The following is a 23,635-nucleotide window of genomic DNA, read 5'->3' on the forward strand; positions in this document are numbered from 1 at the left end:
AATCACGGGTTCTGTGAGCCAGGGAGCAAGCGGCGACGAAAGCGGAGAGGAATATGCGATAAATGAGAGGAAAGACACAGATTTCCTGTGTCTCCCTCACCATTAAGAGGTAAATACGACTGCTTCAGGACTGGAATGCCAGTGCCCGCTTCTCGCACCAGCGGAAACCAATTGTTAACAATCCATTCATGGTCAGGTAGAGGCCCCCGGCCACGGTGAACACCGCCAGGGTGTCATAGGTCTGGGCGTTGAGACGCTGAGCCAGCCCCATGATGTCCATGATGGTGATGGTGCTGGCGAGGGAGCTGCCCTTGAGCACCAGGATCACTTCGTTGGAGTAGGCGGGTACCAGCCGACGGGCCGCGTGGCGGGTCTTCATCCACAGAGTCTGGCCGGCGGAGAAGCCGAGCGCCCGGCAGGCTTCCACCTCGCCGGCGGGGATGGCGTCGAGCGCCCCCTTGAACAACCGGGTGGAGTAGGCCGCGGTGTTGAACCCGAGCGCCAGCACGGCGCAGAACCAGGGTTGCTTGAGCAACGGCCAGAGCGGCCCCGCCTTGAGCCACTCAAACTGGCCAGGCCCGTAGTAGATGAGGAAGATCTGGATGAGCAGAGGCGTACCGGTGAAGACCAGCACCCACAGCTGCACCAGCTGGGTCGCCACCGGAATGCGGCGCTCCAGCACCCAGGTCATGCCCGCCGCCATCAGCACGCCAAGCAGCAAGCTGAACGCGGTGAGCTGCAGGGTAATCGCCAGCCCCCCCAGCAGGGTCATCAGGTAATCCTGCATGGTCAGCCTCCGTAACGGCGGGTGTAGCGGGCAGCCTGCTTGAGGCCAAACTCACTCACCAGGCTGATGGCCAGATAGATGAGGGCGGCCGCGGCGTACCAGGTGAAGGGTTCATAGGTGCTGGCCGAGGCCATCTGGGCCTGGCGCATCATCTCGTTCACCCCGATGAGCGACACCAGGGCCGTGTCTTTGAGCAGCACCAGCCACTGGTTGCCCAGCCCCGGCAGGGCGTGACGCCAGGCCTGGGGCAGCACGATGCGAAAGAAGATGTGGCCCTTGCCAAGGCCCAGTGCCAGCGCCGCCAGCCGCTGCCCGGGGGGCACCGCATTGAGCGCCGCCCGCAGGGTCTGGGTGGCGTAGCTCGCGAACAGCAGGGAGAGCGCCAGCACGCCGCAGGCGAAGGGGCTGAACTCCACGTACTCCCCGGTGATGAGGAACAACACCTGGGTCGAGCCGAAGTAGATGAACAGCACCACCAGCAGCTCGGGCAAACCACGAATGAGCGTGGTCAGCGTGGCCACAGGCCACACCAGCCAACTGCGCTTGCTGAGCTCGGCGGCGCTGAACGCCAGCGCCAGCACCATGCCCCCGACCAGTGATGCCAAGGCCAGCCCCAGGGTCATCCAGGCTGCATCCAACAACAGGCTCAGCATGGCTTACTGCGCGAAGTACTTGTCGAAGATCTTCTGATAGGTGCCGTTGGCCTTGATCTCGGCCAGCCCCTTGTTCAGCTGGGTCAGCAGCTCCTGGTTGCCCTTGGCCACCGCGATGCCAAAGCCGGTACCGAAGTACTTGGCGTCGGTCACCGGCGTGCCGATGACGCCGTACTCTTTGTGCTGCTTGAGCCAGTCGGCGGCAACGGCGGTGTCGGCGAAGACGCCGTCGGTGCGACCGTTCATCATGTCGAGGAAGGCGCTCTGGTAGCTGGCGTAGGGCACGGTCAGCAGACCCTTGCTCACCCAGTTGTCCACCAGGTAGGACTGGTGGGAGGTGCCGTTCTGCACGCCGACCGTCTTGTCCACCAGCTCTTCAGGCCCCTTGAAGGCGCCCTTTTTGGCCACGAAGACCGCCGAGTTCTCGTAATAGATGTCGGAGAAGTCGACCTGGGCGGCCCGCTCCGGGGTCACGTCCATGGCGGCGATGACGGCGTCATAGCGACGGAACTTGAGGCTGGGGATCAGGCTGTCGAAGGCCTGGTTGTGGAAGCTGCACTCCAGCTTGGCCTGCTCGCAGACGGCGCGGGCCAGATCGATGTCAAAGCCCTGGAACTCGTTCTTGTCATCCAGGTATTCGAACGGCGCATAGGTGGCCTCGGTGGCGAACTTGATCTCCTTGGCCAGCACCGAGGTGCTCAGCAGACCCATGGCAGCAACCAGCAACAGACTCTTTTTCATGACAGCTTCCTTATCGATTCAGTATCAATGCATCAAGAATTCGGCAAACCGGCTGGTTTGCGGGGATTGGAAGATGGCGGCGGTGCCGGATTCGATGATCCGCCCCTTCTCCAGATAAATCACCTGACTGGCCACCTTGCGGGCGAACTCCACCTCGTGGGTCACCACCACCTGGGTGATGCCGGTCTGGCTCAGGGTGCGGATGATCTCCGCCACCTCTTTGGTTATCTCAGGATCGAGCGCCGCAGTGGGCTCGTCAAACAGCAGCACCTGGGGATCCATCATCAGGGTTCTGGCGATGGCGACCCGCTGCTGCTGGCCGCCGGAGAGGCGCGCCGGCCAGGCATCCCGCTTGTCGGCCAGCTGCAACTGGGCCAGCAGGTAGGCGCCCTTCTCGATGGCAGCCTCGCGGCTCATGCCCAGCACCTTGATGGGGGCTTCGATGAGATTCTCCATCACGGTGAGATGGGGCCACAGATTGTACTGCTGGAACACCATGCCCACCTTGCGGCGCAAGGCCTGGGCCTGGCGGTTGAATTCCGCAGGAGAGAGGCTGGACGGGAAAGAAAATTCACTGTCAGCGATGCGCAGCACACCCGCATCCGGGGTGTCCAGCAGGTTCATCATCCGCAGCAGCGAGCTCTTGCCCGCACCGCTCGGGCCCAGCAATACCAAGGTCTCGCCGGGTGCAGTCCGGAAGCTGACCTGTTGCAGTACCGGCACCTTGTGCCAGGATTTTTCGATGCCGATTAATTCGATACCCATACAGCCCAATTGAATAAGTTTTCAAAATTTCGTCCTGATTCTAGCGCCAGCATAAGTTGATGCAAGCTATATTTGAATCAATATGCAGAACAAGCGCCGCTTCCTTGCCAAAACAGGCATATGAATGCAAAATAGCAGCGCTGTTCGTATCTGCCGCCTGAGCGTGACAGGCGGTCACCTCCCTCATTCGTGAGTCCAAGATGAAACATAACGACAAGCAAGAAAAACTGGCCAAGGCCTTTAAAGCCTTGCTGAAAGAGGAGCGTTTCGGCTCCCAGGCAGAGATAGTCACTGCCCTGCAAGAGATGGGCTTTGAGAACATCAACCAGTCCAAGGTTTCGCGCATGCTGAGCCGCTTCGGCGCCGTCCGCACCCGCAATGCCAAGATGGAGATGGTCTACTGCCTGCCGGTGGAGCTGGGTGTGCCTACCACCTCCAGCCCGCTCAAGAACCTGGTACTGGATGTCGACCACAACGGCGCCCTGGTGGTGATCCACACCAGCCCGGGTGCGGCCCAGCTCATCGCCCGCCTGCTCGACTCCCTCGGCAAGGCCGAAGGTATCCTCGGCACCATAGCCGGTGATGACACCATCTTCATCACCCCGACCAGCGACACCGACATCGAAGAGCTCTACCTCTCCGCCCTCGAGCTGTTCGAACAGACCCCCTGATCCGGTCGCGCTCGCGCCACCTGAACAAAAAATCCCGGCCAAGGCCGGGATTTTTTGTTTCCGCGCGATCGGCAAGCAGTTACTTGCCTTGAGCGACCAGAAAATCGATGGAAGGCGCGAAGAAGGCCGCACCGGTCACCGCTCTGGTGAAGCGCAGCAGGTGATCGAAGTGGCTCCCCTCCCCCTTGTACATGCTGGCCAGCATGGCATTGAAGTGCTGCGGGGTGCGGCAGCAGGAGATGAAGTAGAGCCCCTGCTCGCGCATGGTGCCCCAGGGCATGCTCTGGCGCAGTATCTCCATGGACTCTCCCTTCGGGGTCTTGAGGTTGACCCGCTTGATGTGGGAGGTCAGCGGCTTGTCGGCCGACTCGTACTCGATGTTGTCCACCTTGGTACGGCCAATGATGTCCTCCTGCTCCTTCAGTGCCAGCTTCTCCCAGTCGCTCATGGCGTGCACCCAGCGCTGGACATGAACGTAGGAACCGCCGGCAAACTCACCCCCGTCGATCAGCGCCACTTCGGCCCTGTGCTCACCCTGGGGGTTCTCGGTGCCGTCGACGAAACCGGTCAGATCACGGCAATCCTGGTTGCGAAAACCGCGGACTTCCTCGGCCAGCTCCACCAGCCCGGCCAGCAGCGCCATGACACGATGGCCGGCGTGATGGAGGACGTCCACCCGATCGGCGCGCAGTTGCACGAAGAGATCGAACGGGGTGTTCGGGGCCTCCTGGCCATTGGCAGACTGCGCCATGAAGCCACGGAACTGGGGCGGACGGGCGGCCGGGTAGATGGCATCCCAGCCCTCGGCGCCGACGGCGACCAGACCGCTGAAACCGGCGTCGGGGAAATCGGCGCTCACCGCATCCCACAGAACCGGCAGCCTGGCCAGACGGGCGGCCAGCTCGACACCGTCACCGGTGCGATTGAACATCAGATAGAGGGCATGCAGATTCGGCTCTGCGCAGATCCCGGCTTGGGCTTTCATTTCTCTCTCCAAAGACATTGGCTATGGGCGTGGCGCGATTATAAACCGGAACGGGGTCAATTCCTTGATTTCACATCACTATCAAGGCATCTGTTCGAACAGCACCAGGGCATGGGGGGCAACGGTCACCCGCGCCCTCTCCCCTTCGAGAGGCTCCCCTATGCTGGCCTCCAGCACCTGGCCGGCGCACTCCACCAGCACCCGGCAGTGATGGCCGAGGAACTGCTGCTCCCGCACCAGCAGGTCGCCGTCGGCGGCGGCCGCCAATGCCAGCTGCTGGGGCCTGAGCATCAGCTGCAGCCGCTCTCCCGGGGCGCGACCATGCGGCTCATGGCCACAGATGACCCCGAGCGCTGTCTGCACGCAGTGGCTGTCCACCACCTCGGCCGCCAGATAGTTGACCCCGCCGAGAAACTCCGCCACGAAGCGGTTCTCGGGGCGGCGATAGAGTTGCTCCGGCTGGCCCACCTGCTCGATGCGACCGGCCCGGAACAACGCCAGCCGATCGGCGAAGGCGAACGCCTCCTCCTTGCTGTGACTGACGAAGATGGCACCTATCCCCTGACGCTTGAGCAGGGTGCGGATCTCCAGGATCAGCTTCATCCTCACCTGGGTGTCGATGTTGGAGAAGGGCTCGTCCAGCAGCATCAATCTGGGCTTGCAGACCAGGGCGCGGGCGATGGCGACCCGCTGCTGCTGACCACCGGAGAGCTGATGAGGATAGCGATCCCCCAGCCCCTGCAGGTTGACCAGGGTCAGCGCCTCGTCGATCTGTTGCTGGCGCGTGCCGCGAGGCGCCCGGGTCAGCCCGAAGCCGATGTTCTCGGCCACCGTCAGGTGGGGGAAGAGGGCGTAATCCTGAAAGATCATGCCGATGTGGCGACGCTCAGGCGACACCGTCACGCCGGGCCCGTCCAGCAGGGTCTCACCGAGATGAATACGGCCTTCCGCCAGCGGCAGCAGGCCGGCGACCGCCTTGAGCAGCGTGGTCTTGCCACAGCCACTCGCCCCCAGCAGGCAGACGATCTCGTTGTCGGCCACCGTCAGGGAGAGCTGCTCCAGCACGTTCTGGCCGTTGTAACGGCAGCTAACCTTCTCTACTTGCAAGCAAGACACGACACTGTTCCTCTCGCGTTAAATTCGCTACAGCCACTCGCCACCAGGCTCAGGCAGACGATCCCGTTGTCGGCCACCGTCAGGGAGAGCTGCTCCAGCACGTTCTGGCCGTTGTAACGGCAGCTAACCTTCTCTACTTGCAAGCAAGACACGACTGACTTCCTCTCGTTTCTGGCGGTGCGCGGCCTTTCGGCCAAGCACACCGTATGCAATTTCATTGGCCGACGTGGCGACTCAGTGCCCCGGACTGTCCAGGCTGCGGTTGACCCAGATAAGCGGCACCAGCCCCACCAGCACGATGACGATGGCGCCGAGCGCCCCCCGCTCCAGCATCTCGTCCGAGACGAACTGGTAGACATGGGTCGCCAGGGTCTCGAAGTTGAACGGCCGCAGCAGCAGGGCCGCGGGCAGCTCCTTCATGGATTCGATGAACACCAGCATGGCACCGGCAAAGAGGCCCCGTCGCACCAAGGGCAGATGCACCCGGCGCAGCATGCCCCCCGTCCCCTGCCCCAGGGAGCGGGCCGCCATGTCGAGGCTGGGGGAGATCTTGCCCATGCTGCTCTCCACCGAGCCGATGGCGATGGCCACGAAGCGCACCAGGTAGCCAAACACGATGGCGGTGAGGGTGCCGGTCAGCAGCAGACCTGGCCCCTGCATCCCGAGCCACTCGGCCAGATCGTTGAGACCAAAATCCAGCGCCGTCAGCGGCACCAGCACCCCGATGGCGAGCACAGTGCCCGGCATGGCATAGCCGGTGGCGGCGATGCGCAGGGGCAGCAGGCTGCGGGTGCCGCCATCGAGGCGGCGGAAGAAGCCGAGCAGCAGGGCGATGGCCATGGCGAGCAGGGCGGTCAGGGCCGAGATGAGCAGGCTGTTGCCGGCGAAGCGCACGAACTCCGGCGTCCACGACAGTGCGAAATAGCGCACCCCGTAGTCCAGCAGGATCACGAACGGCAGGCCGAAACCGGCCAGCACCAGTCCCCAGCACCAGAGTCCGGCCAGCAGACGGCTCGCCCCCTTGAGGGGATAGCGCAGGGGCTGCTCATGGCCCATGGATTTCTGGAATACCTGCTGGCGCTGGCGGGAGCGGCGCTCCAGGGCGATGAGCAGCACCACCGCCAGCAGCATCAGGCAGGAGAGCCGGGCGGCGGTGGCCAGGCTGCCGTAACCGAGCCAGGTGTCGTAAATGGCCGTCGTGAGCGTGTTGATGGCAAAGAAATGGACGGTGGCGAAGTCCGCCAGTGTCTCCATGGCCACCAGCGACGCCCCCACCATGATGGCGGGGCGGGCCAGGGGGAGGCTCAGGCGACGAAAGCTCTGCCAGGGGGTGCAGCCGAGCAACCGGCTGGAGTGGATCAGGCTGACCGACTGCTCCAGGAAGGAGGCGCGCGCCAGCAGATAGACATAGGGGAAGAGCACCAGCGCCAGCACCCAGGCGGCACCGCCGAGGGAGCGGATGGCCGGGAACCAGTAATCGGCCGGGCCTTGCCAGTCAAACAGGGATCTCAGCCCCGCCTGCAGCGGGCCCGAGTAGTCGAGCAGGTCGGTATAGACGTAAGCCACTATGTAGGAGGGCATGGCCATGGGCAGCATCAGCGCCCACTGCAGGGCGCGGCGCCCCGGCACCTGGCACATGGCGACCAGCCAGGCGGTGGGCACCCCGAACAGCAGGCTGAGCAGCACTACCCCCAGCACCAGCCCTGAGGTGTTGCCAAGGTAGTCGAGCAGTACCGTATCGGCGAGGTGGCGAAACAGGTCCCCGTCTGCCGAGAAGGCAGAGAAGATGAGGGCAAACACCGGCAAACCCAGCAGCAGGGCGGTGGCCCAGCTGCCGGCAATCCATCCAAAATTTTTCATGAGTCCACAGCGATTGATGGGGCCTTAGGCCCCATCTGATTACAAGTCGAATTTCACTTCATCCAGCAGCTGCAAGGCGTCCTTGCGGTGCTTGGCATAGTCGCTGACCGGCATGGGGTCAGACTTGAAACTGCCCCAGGACTTGACCATGTCGGAAGGCTCGACCCCGGCCTTGACCGGATACTCGGCATTCACGTCCGCGTACATGTGCTGGGCGGTGTCGCCAGAGAGGAACTCCATCAGCTTCTGGGCGGCTTCCTTGTTCTTGGCATACTTGGTCATGGCCACGCCGCTCACGTTGACGTGGGCACCGCGATCAGCCTGGTTCGGGAAGTTGATCTCGACCGCGTCGGCCCAGGACTTCTGCGCCGGGTCTTTCAGCATGGCGCCCAGGTAGTAGCTGTTGCCGAGGGAGACGTCACAGATACCGTCCTTGATCGCCTTGACCTGATCCCGGTCGTTGCCTTGCGGCTTGCGCGCCAGGTTGGCCTTGACCCCTTCCAGCCAGGTCTTGGTGTCCGCCATGCCGTGATGGGCAATCATGGACGAAACCAGCGCCACATTGTACTCGTGCTTGCCGCTGCGGGTACAAATTTTTCCTTTGAATTCAGGCTTGACCAGATCTTCGTAGCGGATGGTGTCGAGCTTGCCGAGACGATCCTTGCTGGAGTAGATGGCGCGCACCCGGGTAGTCAGGGCGAACCAGCGGTTGTCCGGATCACGATAGATGGAGGGGATGTTCTCCTGCAGCGTCTTGCTGTCCACCGGCTGCACCAGGTCCTTGTCCACCAGGTCGGTCAGACGGCTGATGTCGACGGTCAGCATCAGATCCGCGGGGGAGAGCTTGCCTTCGCGCTCCAGGCGCTCGTTCAGCCCCTCTTTGGCAAACACCACGTTGACCTTGATCCCGGTCTCTTTCTCGAACTGCTGGATGATGGGCTTGATCAGCTCATCCTGCCGATTGGAGTAGACATTCACTTCAGCGGCGGCAAAGGCCGACTGGGCGATCAGCGAGGAGAACACCAGCGCCAGCATCTTCATTTTCATCATCCATTCCTTGTCTGTGCATAAAGTGATAACTATTTTCGTTTGCATTCTGCATGAATCAGGATGAGAGGATCAAGGCGGTTTGCAGAGGTAAGGCCAGATATTTAATCGTCGCTAAAACAAAAAGACCGGATGGAATCCCACCCAGTCTCTCCATGACCACGCATTCTCTTTTTCTATCGACCCGGCAGGGCCTGAGCGCTCAACCCGACCAGCTCAGTGGCCGGGGCCCCGGCGCGGCATCACAGCGCCTCGTCGTCGCTCTCGCCGGTACGGATGCGCACAGCCTGCAGCAGGTCATAGACGAAAATCTTGCCGTCCCCTATCTTGCCGGTATAAGCCGCCTTGCAGATGGCCTCGATCACCCCTTCCACGTTCTCGTCGGCGGTGGCGATCTCCAGCTTTACCTTCGGCAGGAAGTCGACCTGGTACTCTGCCCCCCGGTATAATTCGGTGTGCCCCTTCTGGCGACCGAAGCCCTTGACCTCGGACACGGTCAGACCCTCGACCCCCAGGTTGGCGATGGCCTCGCGCACGTCGTCCAACTTGAAAGGTTTGATAATCGCAGTAATCAGCTTCATCTGGTTGCTCCCAATCCATGGTATGTCATGAAGAGGTCATCAATTCTTGTGCCAAGTATTTTTATTGTTTATTTTCATAAAGATAGCCATTAACCCTTGAGCCGTTTCGGCTCAGGATCACCAAGGAAGCGCATCTCGCCCCATAATGAGGCACCAAGCTGCACCAGACTCCCTTGATGCACCAAATGAGAGCATCACCCCATGTTAGTCATCTCCAACAGCGTGATCATTCCCTGGCATGAGCTGCAGTTTCAGACCATGCGCGCCCAGGGGGCCGGGGGCCAGCACGTCAACAAGACGGACTCCGCCGTCTGGCTGCGCTTCGATTACCGCGACTCCCCCAGCCTGCCGGATCTCTACAAGGAGGGGCTGGAGAAGCTCAGCGACAGCCGGGTTCACGATGGTTTCATCCAGATCAGGGTCGAGACCCACCGCAGCCAGGACATGAACCGCAAGGAGGCCATGAGCCGCCTGACCGAGTTGCTGAAAAAGGCCGCCTGGCGCCCCAAGGCCCGCCACGCCACCAAGCCGACCCGCAGCTCCCAGCGCAAGCGGGTCGACGCCAAGAAGCGCAAGGGCGAGATCAAGTCGGCCCGTGGCAAGCCCGGGATGGAGTGAGCCGTTCAGGCCGAGGAGGAGAGACCCATGAGATACAGTTTTTGTGACAGCGCCCAGGGCCCCCTGCTGGTCGCCATCGATCAGGATGGCCTGCGCTTCGTGGAGTTCCTGCGGGGGGAGCAGCCGGTCACCCCGACAGCGGAATGGCAGCGGGACGATGTGGCCCTGGCCCCCTACCTCGAGCAGTTCGAGGCCTATTTTGCCGGCCGGCTGCGGCACTTCACGCTGCCGCTCGCCGCCCGGGGAACCCCTTTTCAGCAGTCGGTGTGGCGCGCCCTGTGCGACATCCCCTACGGCGAGACCGTCAGCTACCTCGAGATAGCCCAGGCCATCGGCAACCCCAAGGCGGTGCGGGCCGTCGGGGCGGCCAACGGCCGCAACCCCCTGAGCATCATAGTGCCCTGCCACAGAGTGATAGGCAGCAGCGGCGCACTGACGGGGTACGCCGGCGGCATTCCCATCAAACGCTGGTTGCTGGCACTGGAACAACAGACTGCCGACAACTTCACGCTGACTCCCTGATTAGCCGGCAACATCCCCTTCACAATGCTGCTTGCCGGCACAGGAGCAGCAGACTGTCGACAACTTTGCGCTGACTCCCTGAGCCCCTGATTAGCCAGCGGCATCCCCTTCATACGCTGGTTGCCAGCACAGGAGCAGCAGACGGTCGACAACTTCGCGCTGACTCCCTGAGCCCCTGACTAGCCAGCGGCATCCCCTTCATACGCTGGTTGCCGGCACTGGAACAGCAGACTGTCGACAACTTCGCGCTGACTCCCTGACCCCTGATTAGCCGGCGGCATCCCGTTCATAACGCTGGTTGCCGGCATTGGAGCAGGGGAACGGAGGCTTAGCGCTGACGCCAACGGGCGTTTAGCAAAATGAACATAGTATGAAGAATCGCCTCAGAAGGGCTTCAGACTGGGAAAGGCATGATGCACTCACACTTGGATGGCACGGCTCATCCCTCATTCAAGTGGCACCCATGTGACGCTTCCAATCTGTCTTTTTCCCCGCGCCTCCTCTGAGGCGCTTTTTTTTGCCCGAGTAGCCACAAAAAAGCCCGCCGAAGCGGGCTTGGATCTGAGGGCGCTAGCGCCGAGGCCACTCAGAGGGCGAGGAACAGGCCAGCGAGCGAGGCGCTCATCAGGTTTGCCAGCACCCCCGCCAGGATGGCCCGCATGCCGTAGCGGGCGATGAAGGATTTGCGCTCCGGCACCATGGCCCCCAGGCCGCCGATCAGGATCGCCATGGAGGAGATGTTGGCGAAACCGCACAGGGCGAAGGTGACTATGGCCTTGCTCGACTCGTTCAGGGTCTGATCCTGCACCAGGGCGATGAAGGCGACGAACTCGTTGATGACGATCTTGGTGCCGATCAGGGCACCGGCCGCCTGGGCCTGATCCCAGGGCACGCCGATGAGCCAGGAGACGGGGGCAAACAGCCAACCCAGGATGATCTGGAAGCTCAGATCCAGCCCCACCAGATCACCGGCCCAGCCCAGCAGGCCGTTGAGCATGGCAATCACCCCGACAAAAGCCAGCAGGGTCGCGCCCACCGCCACAGCGATATTGAGACCGGACATGGCGCCATCGGCCGCCGCTTCGATGACGTTGGTGGCGCGGGGGATCTCCACATCTTCATGATGATCTTCCTCGTCGGCACCGGGCGGCACCAGGATCTTGGCCATGGCCAGGCCGGCAGGCGCCGACATGAAGGCGGCGGCGATCAGGTATTTCAGCTCGACCCCGATGCTGGCATAACCCACCAGGGTGCCACCGGCCACCGAGGCGAGACCGCAGCTCATCACCGCGAAGAACTGGGAGTCAGACATCCTGGAGAGGTAGGGCTTGACCACCAGGGGGGCCTCCACCATGCCGACGAAGATGTTGGCGGTAGCGGAGAGGCTCTCGGCGCGGCCGGTGCCCAGCAGCTTCTGCAGGCCGCCGCCAAGCAGGGCGATCACTTTCGGCATCAGACCGATGTGATAGAGAATGGCGATCACCGCGGAGAAGAAGATGATGACCGGCAGCACGTTGAACGCGAAGATGAAGCCCAGCTTGAACTTGGCCAGATCCCCAAACAGGAAGGCGATCCCCTCCTGGCCGTAGCCGATCACGCTGCTGACGCTCTCGCTGACGCCGTTGAGCACCTGCTGACCCGCTGGCAGCCAGAGCACCAGGGCGGCGAAGAGGACTTGCAGGCAGAGGGCGAAGCCCACTGTTCTCAACGGGATACGACGACGATTATCAGAGCAGAGTGCGGCTAGCACCAGGATACTCAAGATGCCGAGCAGGGCGATCATAGGGATTCCATCTAGTGGGACTGAAGATGGGCGCGGATTCTGCCCCCCTGCCCCCATCACTGCAAGTCCACCTGGTTACAACCCTGTTAGCAAAAACGTTTGTACGATATCGGTTGCGCCAACTGGCTGATTTGGCTCGTGTTTGGTATCAGGCGAAAGTCAGTGTTTCAATATGGAAACGATTATTCCTCCACACCGGACAATCTACCCCCCAGCCAGGGAGCCAGCCGCTGCGCCCAGTAGGGTTCGGGGCCGAAGCTCTCCTTGAGGAAGTCGATGAAGAGGCGGATCTTGGGATCCAGGTGCTCCCGCCTGGCGTAGACGGCGTGCACCGCCATCTTCTGGTTCGGGCGCCATTGGGGCAGCAGGGGGATGAGCTGGCCGGATTGCAGCTCCTTGTCCAGCAGGTAGTTGGCAACATAGGCGATGCCGAGCCCGGCCAGGGCGGCATCCCGCACCGCCTCCGCCAGATCCACCCGGTAGTTGCCGGCCACCTGCACCGTCTGGCGCTCCTTGCCCTGGCGAAACGACCACTCGTGGTAGCGCCGCTCCCGGCTCTGGTAGGTGATGCAGTTGTGCCTGGCCAGATCCCTGGGGTGCAGCGGGGTGCCGTGGCTCAGCAGATAGTCCGGCGAGGCCACCAGCACGAAGCCGATGTCCGCCAGCCGCTGCCCCACCAGGGCCTCGGGCTTGTCCTCGTAGGTGGTGATCCAGAGATCCAGCCCCTCATCCACCAGGTTGGTGCGGTGATCGAACAGGGAGACTTCCAGCTCCAGATCGGGGTAACGCGCCTGGAATGCCTTGAGCCGCGGGATCACGTGCAAGCGGCCGAAGGACTGGCCCACCCCCAGGTGCAGCACGCCGCTCACCTTGCCGCGCCGCTCCGCCACCATGGAGTCCGCCTCCAGAGCCACCGCCACCAGGGCGCGGCAGTGGCGGGCATACTCCTGGCCGAGTTCGGTCAGGGAGAAACGGCGGGTGGTACGCTGCACCAGCTGGGCGCCGAGCTCGGTCTCAAGCTGGGCCAGCTGCTTGCTGATGTGGGACTTGGAGACCCCGAGCCGCAGCGCGGCGGCAGAGATGCCCTGCTCGCGGACCAGGGCATCGAAGATCACCATTTGGGGAAGACGTTGCAGCACGGGATAACCAGAGTGAGTGGCGGGCCCCCATTATTCCAGAGCCGCCCGCCAGGGGGTAGGGTCAGCGTCCCAGCGCCTGGATCAGCTGCGCCTTGAGGGGATCATCGGCCGGATTCTGATTGGCGCCATAGCTCGCAATCAGCTTGCCATCGCGGCCCACCAGGTATTTGTGGAAGTTCCAGTTCGGCGCATCCCCATCGGCGGCCGCCGCCAGCCCCTTGAACAATGGCACCGCATCGGCGCCACGCACCGAGACCCGGTTGAACATGGGGAAGGTGACCCCGTAATCCCGGCGGCACACCTCGGCTGTCTTGTTCTCGTTGCCCGCCTCCTGCCAGAAGTCGTTGGAGGGGAACCCCAGCACCATCAGCCCCTTCTCCTTGTAGCTCTGGTAGAGCGCTTCCAGATCCCGGAACTGGCCGCTGTAACCACAATAAGAGGCGGTATTGACCACCAGCACCACCTTGCCCTCGGTCAGCTGGCAGAGGTTGTGGCGCTGGGTGTTGTTGAGCTCCCGCATCTCCACATTGAAGTAGTCGGGACAGGCGGCAGATGCCGCGCCAGATCCGAGCAACAGCAGCAGGGTGAACCATTTCATCGACGTGACTCCTCGGGTTTTCTCCATCATACGCGAGATCCCCGCACAAGGTTCAGGGATCAGTGCAGCGGGATCCCGGTCAACCAGCCGTGGCCCCAGAAGATGAGCAGGGCCGTGAGTACCAGACCGGCGCCCACGCTGATCCCCGTCCCCTGCCAGTTGGCCGCCGGCCTCGGCTTGGTGCGCCAGTCCCGCACCGATATCCAGACGATGCTGACCAGCGCCCAGGCGCCCAACCCCCCGAACAGCACCAGGGAGCGCGCCTCGCTGTTGACCGCCAGATGGGCGCAGGCCCAGAGCAGGGTGCCGAGCAGCTGGGGGTGTACCAGCCAACGCCTCAGGTGGTTGGGCCCCTGGCCGGCGCACAGCAGGATCAGCGCGACCGGCATGGCCGCCATCACCAGCATGGGCCCCCAGGCGGGCAGGAAGTAGAGCGGCATGGGGCTGGCGCTGCGCCAGCCGGCGAGGATGCAGCCGATGGCGACGAACACCAGCAGCGAGAAGAGTCCCTTGTAACGGTTCTCCCCCAGCCGATCCCGCAGGCGGGCACGGTGCGCTGCGGCGTAGCAGGGGTAGAGATGGATCAGGGTAAACAGCAGTACCCCCAGGGTCAGCAAGATCATGGGTTGCTCCTTGTACTATGGGGGATCACTATGCCGCAAAGGCCCCTGGCAGAATACAAAAACCATATACAAGACAGCAGGATAATAAAAAAGCCGATCCTGGGATCGGCAAGGTGCGTCAGAGGGTCCGCCCTCAGGGGAGCAACCACATCCGCTACACGGGGCGGGGTGCGGCCGGTGACGGGCACCGGCCAGAAGAGGATTAACGACGCAGCAGATAGAGGGCGGCGACGTTGCGGGCCGTGAGCTGCAGGTTGGTGGTGGCGGTTGCGATCGCCTCCGGCAGGGACATGGCCCGGTTGACCACGGCAAACACGGCGTCGATGCCATGGTCATGGACCACGCCGCAATCGTCGGTGAGGCAGCCGGCGATGCCGATCACCGGCTTGCCGAACTGCTTGGCGCAGCGTGCGACACCGATTGGCGTCTTGCCGTGGATGGTCTGGCTGTCGATGCGCCCTTCCCCGGTGATGACCAGATCCGCATCGGCCACTTCATCGGCCAGCTTCAAGGCTTCGATGACGATCTGGATACCGGGCTTGAGCTCGGCGCCGAGCAGGCCGACCAGGGCGGCGCCCATGCCACCGGCGGCGCCCGCCCCCGGAATATCCTTCACCTGCCTGCCAAGGGCCTGCTCGATGCAGTCGGCGTAGCGGGCCAGATTGGCATCGAGCTGCGCCACCATCTCGGGGGTCGCCCCCTTCTGCGGGCCGAACACGGCGGAGGCGCCTTTCGGGCCGCAGAGCGGGTTGTTCACATCGCAGGCCACCTCGATGACCAGTTCGCTCAGGCGCGGATCCAGCCCGCTCAGGTCTATGGTGGTGAGCTCACCGAGACCCGCGCCCCCCAGGGCTATAGGGGTGCCATCTGCTTTCAAGAGCTTGCCGCCGAGCGCCTGGATCATGCCGGCACCGCCGTCGTTGGTGGCACTGCCGCCGATGCCGAGGATGAGGTGAGTGACCCCCATCTCCAGCGCCGCCAGGATCAGCTCGCCGGTGCCGAAGCTGGAGGTGAGCAGCGGATTGCGCTGCTCCGGTGCCACCAGATGGATACCTGAGGCCGCCGCCATCTCGATGACGGCACGCTGGCCATCCCCCAGCAGACCGACGAAGCCCTGCACCTTGTTGCCAAGCGGTGCCGTCACCTCGACCGGCAGGATGCGGCCACCGGTGGCATCCACCAGGGACTGCACCGTGCCTTCGCCGCCATCGGCCATGGGCAATTTGACGTAGGTGGCATCCGGCAGCACCTGTTTGAAACCGGCCTCGATGGCATCGGCCACCGCCATGGCGCTCAGACTCTCCTTGAATGAATCGGGGGCAATAACAATTTTCATATCAATTCCTTAGGCGAGGCCAAACACGCCAAACATCAGGGTGGAGACAGTTGCAATGGTCAGACCCACCGCGGTTTCATAGGGGATGAGCTTGAGGCGCTCACCCACACCCATGTGGACGCTGCCACCGGTGGCGTGGAAGAAGGAGCCGTGGGGCATGTGGTCAAACACGGTGGCACCGGCGTGGATCATCGCCGCTCCGGCCAGACTGCTGATCCCCAGCTCGATCAGGGTGGAGCTGAACACGTTGGAGGCCACCACTGTCCCGGCCGTGGTCGAGGCGGTCGCCAGCGACATCAGGGCGCCGGAGATGGGGGCCAGCAGGTAGGAGGGCAGACCGGAGGCGGTCAGGCCGCTGATCAGCACGTCCTTCAGGCCGGAGTTCGCGATGATGCCCGCCAGGGTACCCGTGCCCAGCAGCATGATGGCCACCGGCGCCATGCGGGCGAGGCCGGAGACCGCAAACTGGTTCACCTTGCTGAACTTGCCCATCATCAGGGCGCCGACCAGGCCGCCGAGGGGCAGGGCGATGAGCGGATCCACGACTATGCCGGCCACCGGGCGCAGGGCCAGCAGCAGTATGGCGACCAGGGGGGCGCTGATGGCGGCGAAGAAGCCGGGCAGCTTGCCACCGTCAAAGTTCACCACTTCGTCGGCCGCGACCTTGCTGCCCCGCTTGTTGAGGCGCTTGGCCAGCCAGTAGGCCATCACCAGGCCGAACAGACCCGGGATGATGCCGGCCGCCATCACAGAGGTGAGGGGCAGGTGGAAGGCGTCGGACGCGGCGATGGCGTTCGGGTTGGGGGACATGACGTTGCCCGCCTTGCCGCCCCCTATCATGGCCAGCAGGATGGCGGCCTTGGAGAGGTCTGCACGGCGGGCGATGGCGAGCGCTATGGGGGCGACGGTGATGACGGCCACGTCCACGAAGACGCCGACCGCGGTCAGGATCAGGGTCGCCAGGGCCAGGGCCAGCAGGGCACGGGTCTCGCCGAGCTTGCGGACTATGGTCTCGGCTATGGTGGTGGCGGCACCCGATTCGATGAGCACCCCGGCCAGCACACCGGCTGCCAGGATCCGCATCACCGCCGTGGTGATCCCCTGGGCGCCGCCGATCATCAGGGCGACGGTCTGGGTCAGGTCGGCGCCGCCGATCAGGCCACCGGCCAGGGCACCGACTATCATGCCGTAGGCGGGCGGCACCTTCTTCAGAATGAGGAAGATGGCGATGGAGAGCGCAGCGAGAGCACCGAGCGCGGATACAGGGATCATGACGGGCACCTTTCAAATGAGTGAGTGGTGGCCATTATGGTGATCCCAACCCGGAATGCTTTGGCTGAAAAGCCAAAGCTTGCGCTTCAGCAGCCTTTATTTTTGTTCATACAAACAAATCAGCCGTCGAGATTGAGCCCGAGATAGAGCAGGAACTTGTCATCTAACTTGTTGAAATTCAAGCCTGTTATCTGCTCTATCCGGGTCAGCCGGTAACGCAGGGTATTGGGGTGGATGAAGAGCGTTTCGGCACAGGGATGCAGATCACAATCCTGCAAGAAATATTGGCGCAGCGTCTTTTGCAGCGTTCCCTTTGCATCCTCTTTTGCCAGCCTGAGCAGGGGTGCCCGCAGCTGATCCGCCTGCCAGGAGTCCGCCAGGCTCCCGAGCAGCACAGGCAGGCGGTAATCCTCGAAGAAGTAGACCTGCTTGCGCGGCGCCTGGCTCATGCCGCGGCGCAGGGTGTCGCGGGCGGTCTGGTAGGAACGTGCCAATCCGCCCGTCCCGGCGAAGTAATCACCCACCCCTATACGCACCTTGAAATGGGGAATGCGGGCCAGCAACTGCTTGATGCGGCTGCGCTCCTGCGCCGATTGCCAGACACCGTCGCTGAGCTGGGCCGGCTTGAGCACCACTATCTCGTCCAGGCCGTTGATGGCCACCAGGTTGTCCCGCTCCGGATTTTCCAGGAGGTGCACCAGCTCCCGCAGACGTGCGGGATCCGCCTCCTCCAGCGCCAGCACGGCGACGACGCGAGGCTGGGCCAGATCGAGATCGAGGAAGCGGGCTGCCTGCTGCAGCTGATCGGCCCTCCCCTCGCCGCGGATGAGCTGTAGCACCAGCTCCTCCTTGTGGCGCTTGTCCCACTGCAACTGCTCGGTGAGCGCCGCCTGCTCCAGGATCAGCTCGGCTGTCATCCGCACCAGCTCGGCGTAAGCACGCACTTCTTCCGGATCCCCCGAGATGCCGATGACGCCGAGCAACTCCCCCTGATAGGCGATGGGCAGGTTGATGCCGGGCCTCACCCCCTTGAGCTGCTGGGCGGTTGCTTCGCTTATCTCCACCACCCGGTTCTCGGTCAGCGCCAGCACGGCCCCCTCGTGACGCTGATGGAGCCGCTCCGGGTTGCCGGAGGCGATGATGAGGCCCCGCTCGTCCATCACGTTGACCGAAAAAGAGAGGATCTTCATCGCCCGGCTCACAATCTGACGGGCAAGGGTGTCATTGAGCTGCATAACATCTCCGGATAGATAGCAGAGGATTGCCGGAGGCGATGATAAGGCTGCTTTCGTTTATTACCTTGACCGGGAACGACAGTATCTTCATCGCCCGGCTCGCTATCTGACGAGCAAGGGTGTCATTGAATCTCCGGATAGATAGCAGAGGGTTGCCGGAGGCGATGATAAGGCTGATTTCGTCCATTACCTTGACCGGGAACGACAGTATCTTCATCGCCCGGCTCACAATCTGACGGGCAAGGGTGTCATTGAGCTGCATTGCCTCTCCATACCATTCGTTGACAGGCCCCCGGGTGGCCTGGATCCGGGGGACAGACCCGTTAAAGATCCCACATCATCAAGACAAGCGCGGGGGGGATCGCTAGAATAGGCCACTTTACGCTATCTGTGCCCCACCCGGGATCATGGAATCGGCGTCACGCCGTTCCGTGTTGTGGTGGCTCCACCCTTCCGATAGGGACTCCGCTATGGACTATGAATTTCGCCGCGACCCGTTCGGTGGCTATCGCGCCCGGTTCTCCATGGGCCATGAGGCCATAGGCCAGTGGCTGATCGATGAAGTTGGCAAGGATGAGGATACGCTCGACGAGCTCTTCTCCATCATCGACCAGCTCTCCAATCGAACCCGCACGGAGTACAGGCGTCACGGCGGTGACTATTCGCTGCTGCTCACCCCTGAGGAGGCCGAGGTGAAAGCCAACGTCCTCAATATCGAGCTGGATGAGGATCTCGACGATCTCGCCTACTACGATGATGAGCAGCTGGCCATGTGCGGACTGGAAGACTTTGCCCAGGTACTCGGCTCCTGGCGCGCCTTTATCCGCAACGAGGATATGGGCTGAATACCCACATTTCGGGCGAGCATGCCCCTTGCAACCCAACAGGATTGACTATGTCCATTTACGATTTTGATGACGAACTGCCGGAAGACGAAGAACAGGAATCCAGCCAGAAAGCCGCCGTGCCTGCCAAGAAGAAAGGCAAGCAGGTGATGAATACCCAGGTCAACCTGAGCCCGCGCGATGCCAGCCGCCTGAACGGCCTGCACGTCGAAGCCATCACCACCCTGGACGACGTCAGCCTGCCGAAGAACGTCATCTTCAAGGCCGGCCTCATCGCCCTGGGCGAACTGGAAGCGAGCAAGCGCGCCGACATCATAGCCCGCGTCATCGCCGAATCCGGCCGTTAATCTGGTCTGGGCCCCTTCACTCGGGCCACCACCTGTCCCCAAAGCCGGAGCCTAGCTCCGGCTTTTTATTGCCCAGGCCGGTCAGCGCTGTCGGCCGACCAGTCCATTGCGCCTTGTGCCAGAGGCGAAGGCTCGTTAAGGTGCGCCCCTTGCAACCCACAAGGAGACTCAATGTTACCACTCCCTGACACCCTCATCTGGCTCGCCCTGGGACTGGCCGTGCTGCTCTGCCTGGCCCGCCAGCAGCGGAGCGGCCTGATCCTGCTGGGGGTCGCCCTGCTGACCGCGATCTGGCTGGAGAGACTCGGCCCCGTCGCCGCGCTGGCCAGCCTCGCCGGTCTCTTGCTGGCCTGGCGCACACCCACCCTGCCTCAGCCCTGGCGTGGCGTCGCACTGACGCTGGTGCTGCTGTGGGCCCTGGCCCTGACGCTGCACCTGGTGCCGGGCTTTGACAACCTCAAGGTGCTGGATCGGGTGCAGGCCGGTCCCGCCAGCGTCCCCTTCACCCTCTACCTCAATCTGGACAAGCCGCTCATCTTCTTCGGCCTGCTGCTGGCCTGGCCCGCCCTGCTCGGCCCGGGCGGCGCGATACGCTGGCGACCGCTGGCCCTGCTCATGCTGCCGCTGGCGGCCCTGCTGATCGCCGCCTGGCAACTGGGGGCCCTCAAGCCCGAAGTGGGGCTGCCCCACTGGTGGTGGCTGTTCGCTCTCAACAACCTGCTGTTCACCTGCGTGGCGGAAGAGGCGCTGTTTCGCGGCCTCATCCAGCAAGGGGTGGCGAGCCGAAGCAAGCCCTGGCTCGGCCTCCTGGTCGCCAGCCTGCTGTTCGGGGCCGCCCACCTGGCCGGTGGTCCTCTGCTGGTGCTGTTTGCCGCCCTGGCGGGGGCCTGTTACGGCCTGGCCTTCCTGCTGAGCGGGCGCCTGAGCGTCGCCATACTGCTGCACTTTCTGTTCAACTTCGCCCACCTGGCCCTGTTCACCTACCCGCTGGCCAGCCGCTAACTGCGGAGGCAGGCTCTCGCCGGATAAAAAAATGCCCCGAACCTGTGGGTTCGGGGCATTTTCATCGCATCCGGACAGCTAGTCGACGTAGAAGGTCTGCTGGAAGGTCAGCGTCTGCTGCTGCCCCTCCCCCATGATCTTCAGGGTGAACTGGTAGGTGTCCTCGTTCCGGTAGGGCAGCACCGCCAGGTAGTAAATGGAGTCCCCCTCCTTCACCTCCTGGAAGCTCAGGGTACGTATGGTGCCGGTGAGGTTCTTGGCCTCGCCGCTGATGCCCACCGCCTGAGCCACCCCTTGCTTGTTCTGCACCGCAATGTTGACGACGCCGTTGTAGCGGCTGCGCTCCAGGCCATAGGCCTTGGCCACCTCAGGGGTGAGGAAGCTGGAGTTGAAGGCGCTGTAGTGAACCTGCCAGGGGCCCAGCTCCTTCATCTGCTCGGCCCGCACCGGCAGCGTCATCAAGAGCGCCAGCAGGCAGCTCATCCAGACTGTTTTCATGATGTCATCCTTTTCCTGTTCCACTCTCCAGCAGGGCGGCGATCTCGGCGGGGATCTGTCTTGGTGCCTCTATGGCGACCGTCTTGTGCCGACCGAGCTCCCCCCGCACTATCCTGACCTGCCCCTTGGCCACCTTGCACTGCTTGGCCAGATACTTGATCAGATGGCTGTTCGCCTGGCCATCCACCGGCGGCGCCGTGATGGCCACTTTCAGTTCGTCCCCGTGCAAGCCGACGATCTGATCCCGGCTCGCCTTGGGCTGGATCATCAGGTGCAGTATCAGCGCGTCCCCTTCCAGCAGGACGGCTGGCATCAGATCATCCACCACAGCTGACCGAACAGATCCCCCAACAGATAGTTTATGGCCTGCAGCGCGATGAAGGCGACCAGTACGGAGAGATCCAGGCCACCCAGCGCCGGCAGTATGCGGCGGATAGGGGCCAGGAAGGGTTCGGTCAGCTGATGCATCACGTACTCGATGGGATTGCGGCCCTGGCTGACCCAGCTCAGGATGGCGCGGATCAGCAGCACCCAGAAGATCATGGAGCCCGTCTTCTTCAGCACAGTGAGCAGGGCAAACAGGCTGAGGGTCAGCCAGTCGGTCAGCAGCACGTTCATGCTCTTGAGCAGCGCCAGCTTGGCGAAGGCGATGATGAGCGCCAGCAGCACCGAGGCCATGTCCAGCCCGCCGAAGCCGGGGATGATGCGGCGCAGCGGGATCACCAGGGGGTTGGTCACCTTGACCACCATCTGGCTCATGGGGTTGTAGAAATCGGCGCGGGCCCACTGCAACCAGACGCGCAGCAGCACCACCATGAGGTAGAGATCAAAAATCGTGTTAATCAAAAAGTAAGCCGTGTTCATCCGGGCTCCTTGCTACAAAAGGTTCAGAAAAGGGTTTCCATCTCGGCGGCCCGGGTGACGGCCGCCTGCATGGCACGAGCGGTCAGTGGCTTCAGCCCCTGCTCCTGGAATGTCCTGACGGCCTCGGCCGTGGTGCCGCCCTTGCTGGTGACCTGCTCGCGCAGGGTCTGCAGGGTGAGCTCGGGGTTCTGCTCCACCATGGCGGCGGCGCCAAGGGCGGTCTGCTGCACCAGCAGACGGGCCTGCTCGGGAGTGAAGCCCATGGCCTCCGCCTCCTCGGCAATCCCCTGCATGAACAGGAAGAAGTAGGCCGGGGCGCTGCCCGCCGCGGCGATGACGCCGTTGATGCCGCTCTCCTGCGCGACCCAGAGGGTCTTGCCGACGGCCTGCATCATCTGTTCGGCAAAGTCGCGATCCGCCTGTTCTATGCCGCTCGGGGCATAGAGGCCCGTCATCCCCAATCCCAGCAGGGAGGGGGTATTGGGCATGGTGCGGATGATGCGGTCGTGGCCCCCCGCCATCTCCTGCAACCGCTCGACCTTGATGCCGGCGGCGATGGAGACGAGCAGCTTGCCCTCAAGGGAGCCCAGCTCGGCCACCAGCGCCTCCAGCATGGCCGCCATCAGCTGGGGCTTGACCGCCAGCACTATGACCTCGGCCTCACGGGCCGCCTCGGCGTTGCTCTGGGTGATGCGAATGCCGAACTGGTCAGCCAGCGCGTCCAGCTTTGGGCGGCTGGGGTTGGCGGCAGTGATCCGCCCGGCCGGATAACCGGCCTGGATCAGACCGGCAATGATGCTGCGGCTCATGTTGCCCGCCCCGATGAAGGCGATGGTTCTCTTATGCTGCATCTTGCACTCCTGCTGATGAAATGACTGCGGAGCCCTGCGTGCTCGCCCCGATTAAGGCGAGGGTTCTATGTTGCATCACACACTCCTGTTATTGGCTTCCAATACGGCGGTGTGCCCGCGCCGGCGAAGGCGAGGAGAGGCGGCACCGCGTGCTTCTGTTCATGAATAATCACGGGCACCGAAGATGGCAGTGCCGACCCGGACCATGGTGCTGCCATGGGCGACGGCGGCCTCGAGATCCTCGGTCATGCCCATCGAAAGGGTGTCGACGCTCGGGTATTGTTGCGCAAGCTCGGTGAACAGAGCCTGCATGCGTAGCATCTGCGCGGCCAGCACCGCCTCGTCGCTGGTGTGCTCCGGGATGGCCATCAGGCCACGCAGCACCAGTCGCTCGCTCTGGGCAACCAGGGCGGCCAGCCGGAAAATCTCTTGCTCCGACGTACCGGATTTGCTGCTCTCTCCGCTAATATTGATTTGCAGACAGACATTTAGCGGTGCCAACCCGGCTGGACGCTGGTTGTTGAGGCGCTCGATGAGTTTGTCACGATCGACGCTTTGCACCCAATCGAATCGCTCCGCCACCAGCCTGGATTTGTTCGATTGCAGCGGGCCGATAAAGTGCCACTCTATGTCTTGGCAGGCGGCCTGCTCACGCAGGGCATCAATCTTGAGCGCGGCCTCCTGGGCATAGGATTCGCCAAAGCGGCGCTGACCGGCGGCATAGGCGGCCTGGATGTCTTCAAGCGGCTTGGTCTTGCTGACCGCAAGCAACTGGATATGATCGGCGCCACGGCCAACTCGCCGTGCAGCCTCTACAATACGTTCCTTTACCTGAAGCAGGTGCTGGGCAATCTGGCTCATATTTCGTTCGTGATCTTGTGATGGGAGAATAACAA

Annotated in this window: 27 protein-coding genes and 2 pseudogenes; 6 read left to right on the forward strand and 23 right to left on the reverse strand. The window is 63.0% G+C overall.

Annotated elements, in window-relative coordinates; all coding sequences use genetic code 11:
• Nucleotides 1-124: 124 nt before the first annotated feature.
• Genes artM through AAHB08_RS14900 form a run of 4 tightly spaced genes read right to left on the reverse strand, consistent with a single transcriptional unit; the run spans nucleotide 125 to nucleotide 2,946 of the window.
• A complete protein-coding gene (gene artM, locus AAHB08_RS14885) occupies nucleotides 125-787 on the reverse strand; it encodes an arginine ABC transporter permease ArtM (RefSeq protein ID WP_139436854.1) in 663 nt (220 codons plus the stop codon).
• 2 nt (nucleotides 788-789) lie between these two features.
• Nucleotides 790-1,440: an arginine ABC transporter permease ArtQ gene (artQ, locus tag AAHB08_RS14890; RefSeq protein ID WP_342059340.1), complete on the reverse strand. Its 651-nt coding sequence runs from the start codon at nucleotides 1,438-1,440 to the stop codon at nucleotides 790-792.
• Nucleotides 1,441-1,443: 3 nt separating this feature from the next.
• Nucleotides 1,444-2,181, reverse strand: coding sequence for a transporter substrate-binding domain-containing protein (locus AAHB08_RS14895; RefSeq protein ID WP_005332335.1), 738 nt, complete (start codon nucleotides 2,179-2,181; stop codon nucleotides 1,444-1,446).
• A gap of 24 nt (nucleotides 2,182-2,205) precedes the next feature.
• Complete coding sequence (locus tag AAHB08_RS14900; protein WP_139436858.1) at nucleotides 2,206-2,946, reverse strand: ATP-binding cassette domain-containing protein; 741 nt, start codon at nucleotides 2,944-2,946, stop codon at nucleotides 2,206-2,208.
• A gap of 200 nt (nucleotides 2,947-3,146) precedes the next feature.
• Here AAHB08_RS14900 and argR point away from each other — a divergent pair, with 200 nt between their 5' ends.
• Complete coding sequence (argR, locus tag AAHB08_RS14905; RefSeq protein ID WP_005308670.1) at nucleotides 3,147-3,617, forward strand: transcriptional regulator ArgR; 471 nt, start codon at nucleotides 3,147-3,149, stop codon at nucleotides 3,615-3,617.
• A 79-nt stretch (nucleotides 3,618-3,696) separates the two neighbouring features.
• On the opposite strand, the gene AAHB08_RS14910 is transcribed toward argR, so the two are convergent.
• The 6 genes and pseudogenes from AAHB08_RS14910 to glnK all read right to left on the reverse strand — a co-directional run bounded on the left by AAHB08_RS14910 (nucleotide 3,697) and on the right by glnK (nucleotide 9,206).
• Nucleotides 3,697-4,602: a Dyp-type peroxidase gene (locus AAHB08_RS14910; RefSeq protein WP_342059341.1), complete on the reverse strand. Its 906-nt coding sequence runs from the start codon at nucleotides 4,600-4,602 to the stop codon at nucleotides 3,697-3,699.
• 81 nt (nucleotides 4,603-4,683) lie between these two features.
• Entirely contained in the window at nucleotides 4,684-5,718 is a 1,035-nt protein-coding gene (locus tag AAHB08_RS14915; protein WP_342059342.1) for an ABC transporter ATP-binding protein, read from the reverse strand.
• Between the two features lie 23 nt (nucleotides 5,719-5,741).
• A pseudogene (locus tag AAHB08_RS14920) lies at nucleotides 5,742-5,870 on the reverse strand (ABC transporter ATP-binding protein); the annotation flags it as partial.
• Between the two features lie 82 nt (nucleotides 5,871-5,952).
• Entirely contained in the window at nucleotides 5,953-7,578 is a 1,626-nt protein-coding gene (locus tag AAHB08_RS14925) for an ABC transporter permease (protein WP_342059343.1), read from the reverse strand.
• A gap of 39 nt (nucleotides 7,579-7,617) precedes the next feature.
• Nucleotides 7,618-8,625: a Fe(3+) ABC transporter substrate-binding protein gene (locus tag AAHB08_RS14930; protein ID WP_342059344.1), complete on the reverse strand. Its 1,008-nt coding sequence runs from the start codon at nucleotides 8,623-8,625 to the stop codon at nucleotides 7,618-7,620.
• Between the two features lie 242 nt (nucleotides 8,626-8,867).
• Nucleotides 8,868-9,206 (reverse strand): P-II family nitrogen regulator, encoded by a 339-nt coding sequence (gene glnK, locus AAHB08_RS14935; RefSeq protein WP_005332325.1) that lies wholly within the window; start codon nucleotides 9,204-9,206, stop codon nucleotides 8,868-8,870.
• Nucleotides 9,207-9,407: 201 nt separating this feature from the next.
• Here glnK and arfB point away from each other — a divergent pair, with 201 nt between their 5' ends.
• Both arfB and AAHB08_RS14945 read left to right on the forward strand, forming a co-directional pair.
• A complete protein-coding gene (gene arfB, locus AAHB08_RS14940; RefSeq protein WP_005332323.1) occupies nucleotides 9,408-9,824 on the forward strand; it encodes an alternative ribosome rescue aminoacyl-tRNA hydrolase ArfB in 417 nt (138 codons plus the stop codon).
• A gap of 27 nt (nucleotides 9,825-9,851) precedes the next feature.
• Nucleotides 9,852-10,346: a methylated-DNA--[protein]-cysteine S-methyltransferase gene (locus tag AAHB08_RS14945; RefSeq protein WP_342059345.1), complete on the forward strand. Its 495-nt coding sequence runs from the start codon at nucleotides 9,852-9,854 to the stop codon at nucleotides 10,344-10,346.
• Nucleotides 10,347-10,932: 586 nt separating this feature from the next.
• On the opposite strand, the gene AAHB08_RS14950 is transcribed toward AAHB08_RS14945, so the two are convergent.
• The 8 genes and pseudogenes from AAHB08_RS14950 to AAHB08_RS14985 form a co-directional block, all read right to left on the reverse strand.
• Nucleotides 10,933-12,129 (reverse strand): NupC/NupG family nucleoside CNT transporter, encoded by a 1,197-nt coding sequence (locus tag AAHB08_RS14950; RefSeq protein WP_342059346.1) that lies wholly within the window; start codon nucleotides 12,127-12,129, stop codon nucleotides 10,933-10,935.
• A 182-nt stretch (nucleotides 12,130-12,311) separates the two neighbouring features.
• Nucleotides 12,312-13,247 (reverse strand): LysR family transcriptional regulator, encoded by a 936-nt coding sequence (locus AAHB08_RS14955; protein WP_342059391.1) that lies wholly within the window; start codon nucleotides 13,245-13,247, stop codon nucleotides 12,312-12,314.
• An 82-nt stretch (nucleotides 13,248-13,329) separates the two neighbouring features.
• Complete coding sequence (locus AAHB08_RS14960) at nucleotides 13,330-13,866, reverse strand: glutathione peroxidase (protein WP_139436872.1); 537 nt, start codon at nucleotides 13,864-13,866, stop codon at nucleotides 13,330-13,332.
• A 59-nt stretch (nucleotides 13,867-13,925) separates the two neighbouring features.
• The gene (locus tag AAHB08_RS14965; protein ID WP_342059347.1) at nucleotides 13,926-14,489 is read right to left on the reverse strand and encodes an NnrU family protein; all 564 of its coding nucleotides are present in this window, start codon (nucleotides 14,487-14,489) and stop codon (nucleotides 13,926-13,928) included.
• A gap of 202 nt (nucleotides 14,490-14,691) precedes the next feature.
• The gene (locus AAHB08_RS14970; protein WP_342059348.1) at nucleotides 14,692-15,825 is read right to left on the reverse strand and encodes a glycerate kinase; all 1,134 of its coding nucleotides are present in this window, start codon (nucleotides 15,823-15,825) and stop codon (nucleotides 14,692-14,694) included.
• 9 nt (nucleotides 15,826-15,834) lie between these two features.
• On the reverse strand, nucleotides 15,835-17,097 hold the full coding sequence (locus tag AAHB08_RS14975) for a GntP family permease (RefSeq protein WP_025325674.1): 1,263 nt from the start codon (nucleotides 17,095-17,097) through the stop codon (nucleotides 15,835-15,837).
• 119 nt (nucleotides 17,098-17,216) lie between these two features.
• Entirely contained in the window at nucleotides 17,217-18,332 is a 1,116-nt protein-coding gene (locus AAHB08_RS14980) for a sugar diacid recognition domain-containing protein (protein WP_342059349.1), read from the reverse strand.
• Between the two features lie 144 nt (nucleotides 18,333-18,476).
• Nucleotides 18,477-18,594 (reverse strand): annotated as a pseudogene (locus AAHB08_RS14985) (sugar diacid recognition domain-containing protein); the annotation flags it as partial.
• 208 nt (nucleotides 18,595-18,802) lie between these two features.
• Here AAHB08_RS14985 and AAHB08_RS14990 point away from each other — a divergent pair.
• From AAHB08_RS14990 to AAHB08_RS15000, 3 genes are all read left to right on the forward strand, one after another.
• Nucleotides 18,803-19,177, forward strand: coding sequence for a YacL family protein (locus AAHB08_RS14990; RefSeq protein WP_139436877.1), 375 nt, complete (start codon nucleotides 18,803-18,805; stop codon nucleotides 19,175-19,177).
• Between the two features lie 50 nt (nucleotides 19,178-19,227).
• Nucleotides 19,228-19,524 carry a hypothetical protein gene (locus tag AAHB08_RS14995; RefSeq protein ID WP_025325671.1) on the forward strand — a complete coding sequence of 99 codons (297 nt, stop codon included), beginning with the start codon at nucleotides 19,228-19,230 and terminating at the stop codon, nucleotides 19,522-19,524.
• Between the two features lie 171 nt (nucleotides 19,525-19,695).
• The gene (locus tag AAHB08_RS15000; protein WP_342059350.1) at nucleotides 19,696-20,526 is read left to right on the forward strand and encodes a CPBP family intramembrane glutamic endopeptidase; all 831 of its coding nucleotides are present in this window, start codon (nucleotides 19,696-19,698) and stop codon (nucleotides 20,524-20,526) included.
• Nucleotides 20,527-20,604: 78 nt separating this feature from the next.
• On the opposite strand, the gene AAHB08_RS15005 is transcribed toward AAHB08_RS15000, so the two are convergent.
• From AAHB08_RS15005 to AAHB08_RS15025, 5 genes are all read right to left on the reverse strand, one after another.
• Entirely contained in the window at nucleotides 20,605-21,024 is a 420-nt protein-coding gene (locus tag AAHB08_RS15005; RefSeq protein WP_202047427.1) for a DUF4426 domain-containing protein, read from the reverse strand.
• Between the two features lie 4 nt (nucleotides 21,025-21,028).
• Nucleotides 21,029-21,337: a DUF167 family protein YggU gene (yggU, locus tag AAHB08_RS15010; RefSeq protein ID WP_247627273.1), complete on the reverse strand. Its 309-nt coding sequence runs from the start codon at nucleotides 21,335-21,337 to the stop codon at nucleotides 21,029-21,031.
• Nucleotides 21,337-21,888: a YggT family protein gene (locus AAHB08_RS15015; RefSeq protein WP_202047429.1), complete on the reverse strand. Its 552-nt coding sequence runs from the start codon at nucleotides 21,886-21,888 to the stop codon at nucleotides 21,337-21,339. Before AAHB08_RS15015 ends, yggU begins: the two co-directional genes overlap by 1 nt.
• 23 nt (nucleotides 21,889-21,911) lie before the next feature.
• The gene (gene proC / locus AAHB08_RS15020) at nucleotides 21,912-22,739 is read right to left on the reverse strand and encodes a pyrroline-5-carboxylate reductase (protein ID WP_342059351.1); all 828 of its coding nucleotides are present in this window, start codon (nucleotides 22,737-22,739) and stop codon (nucleotides 21,912-21,914) included.
• A gap of 159 nt (nucleotides 22,740-22,898) precedes the next feature.
• Nucleotides 22,899-23,600, reverse strand: a complete 702-nt coding sequence (locus tag AAHB08_RS15025; protein ID WP_342059352.1) for a YggS family pyridoxal phosphate-dependent enzyme — start codon at nucleotides 23,598-23,600, stop codon at nucleotides 22,899-22,901.
• Nucleotides 23,601-23,635: the final 35 nt, after the last annotated feature.

Origin of the sequence: Aeromonas sp. OTU364 (assembly GCF_038440395.1) — a bacterium.
In the GTDB taxonomy this organism is placed as follows: domain Bacteria; phylum Pseudomonadota; class Gammaproteobacteria; order Enterobacterales; family Aeromonadaceae; genus Aeromonas.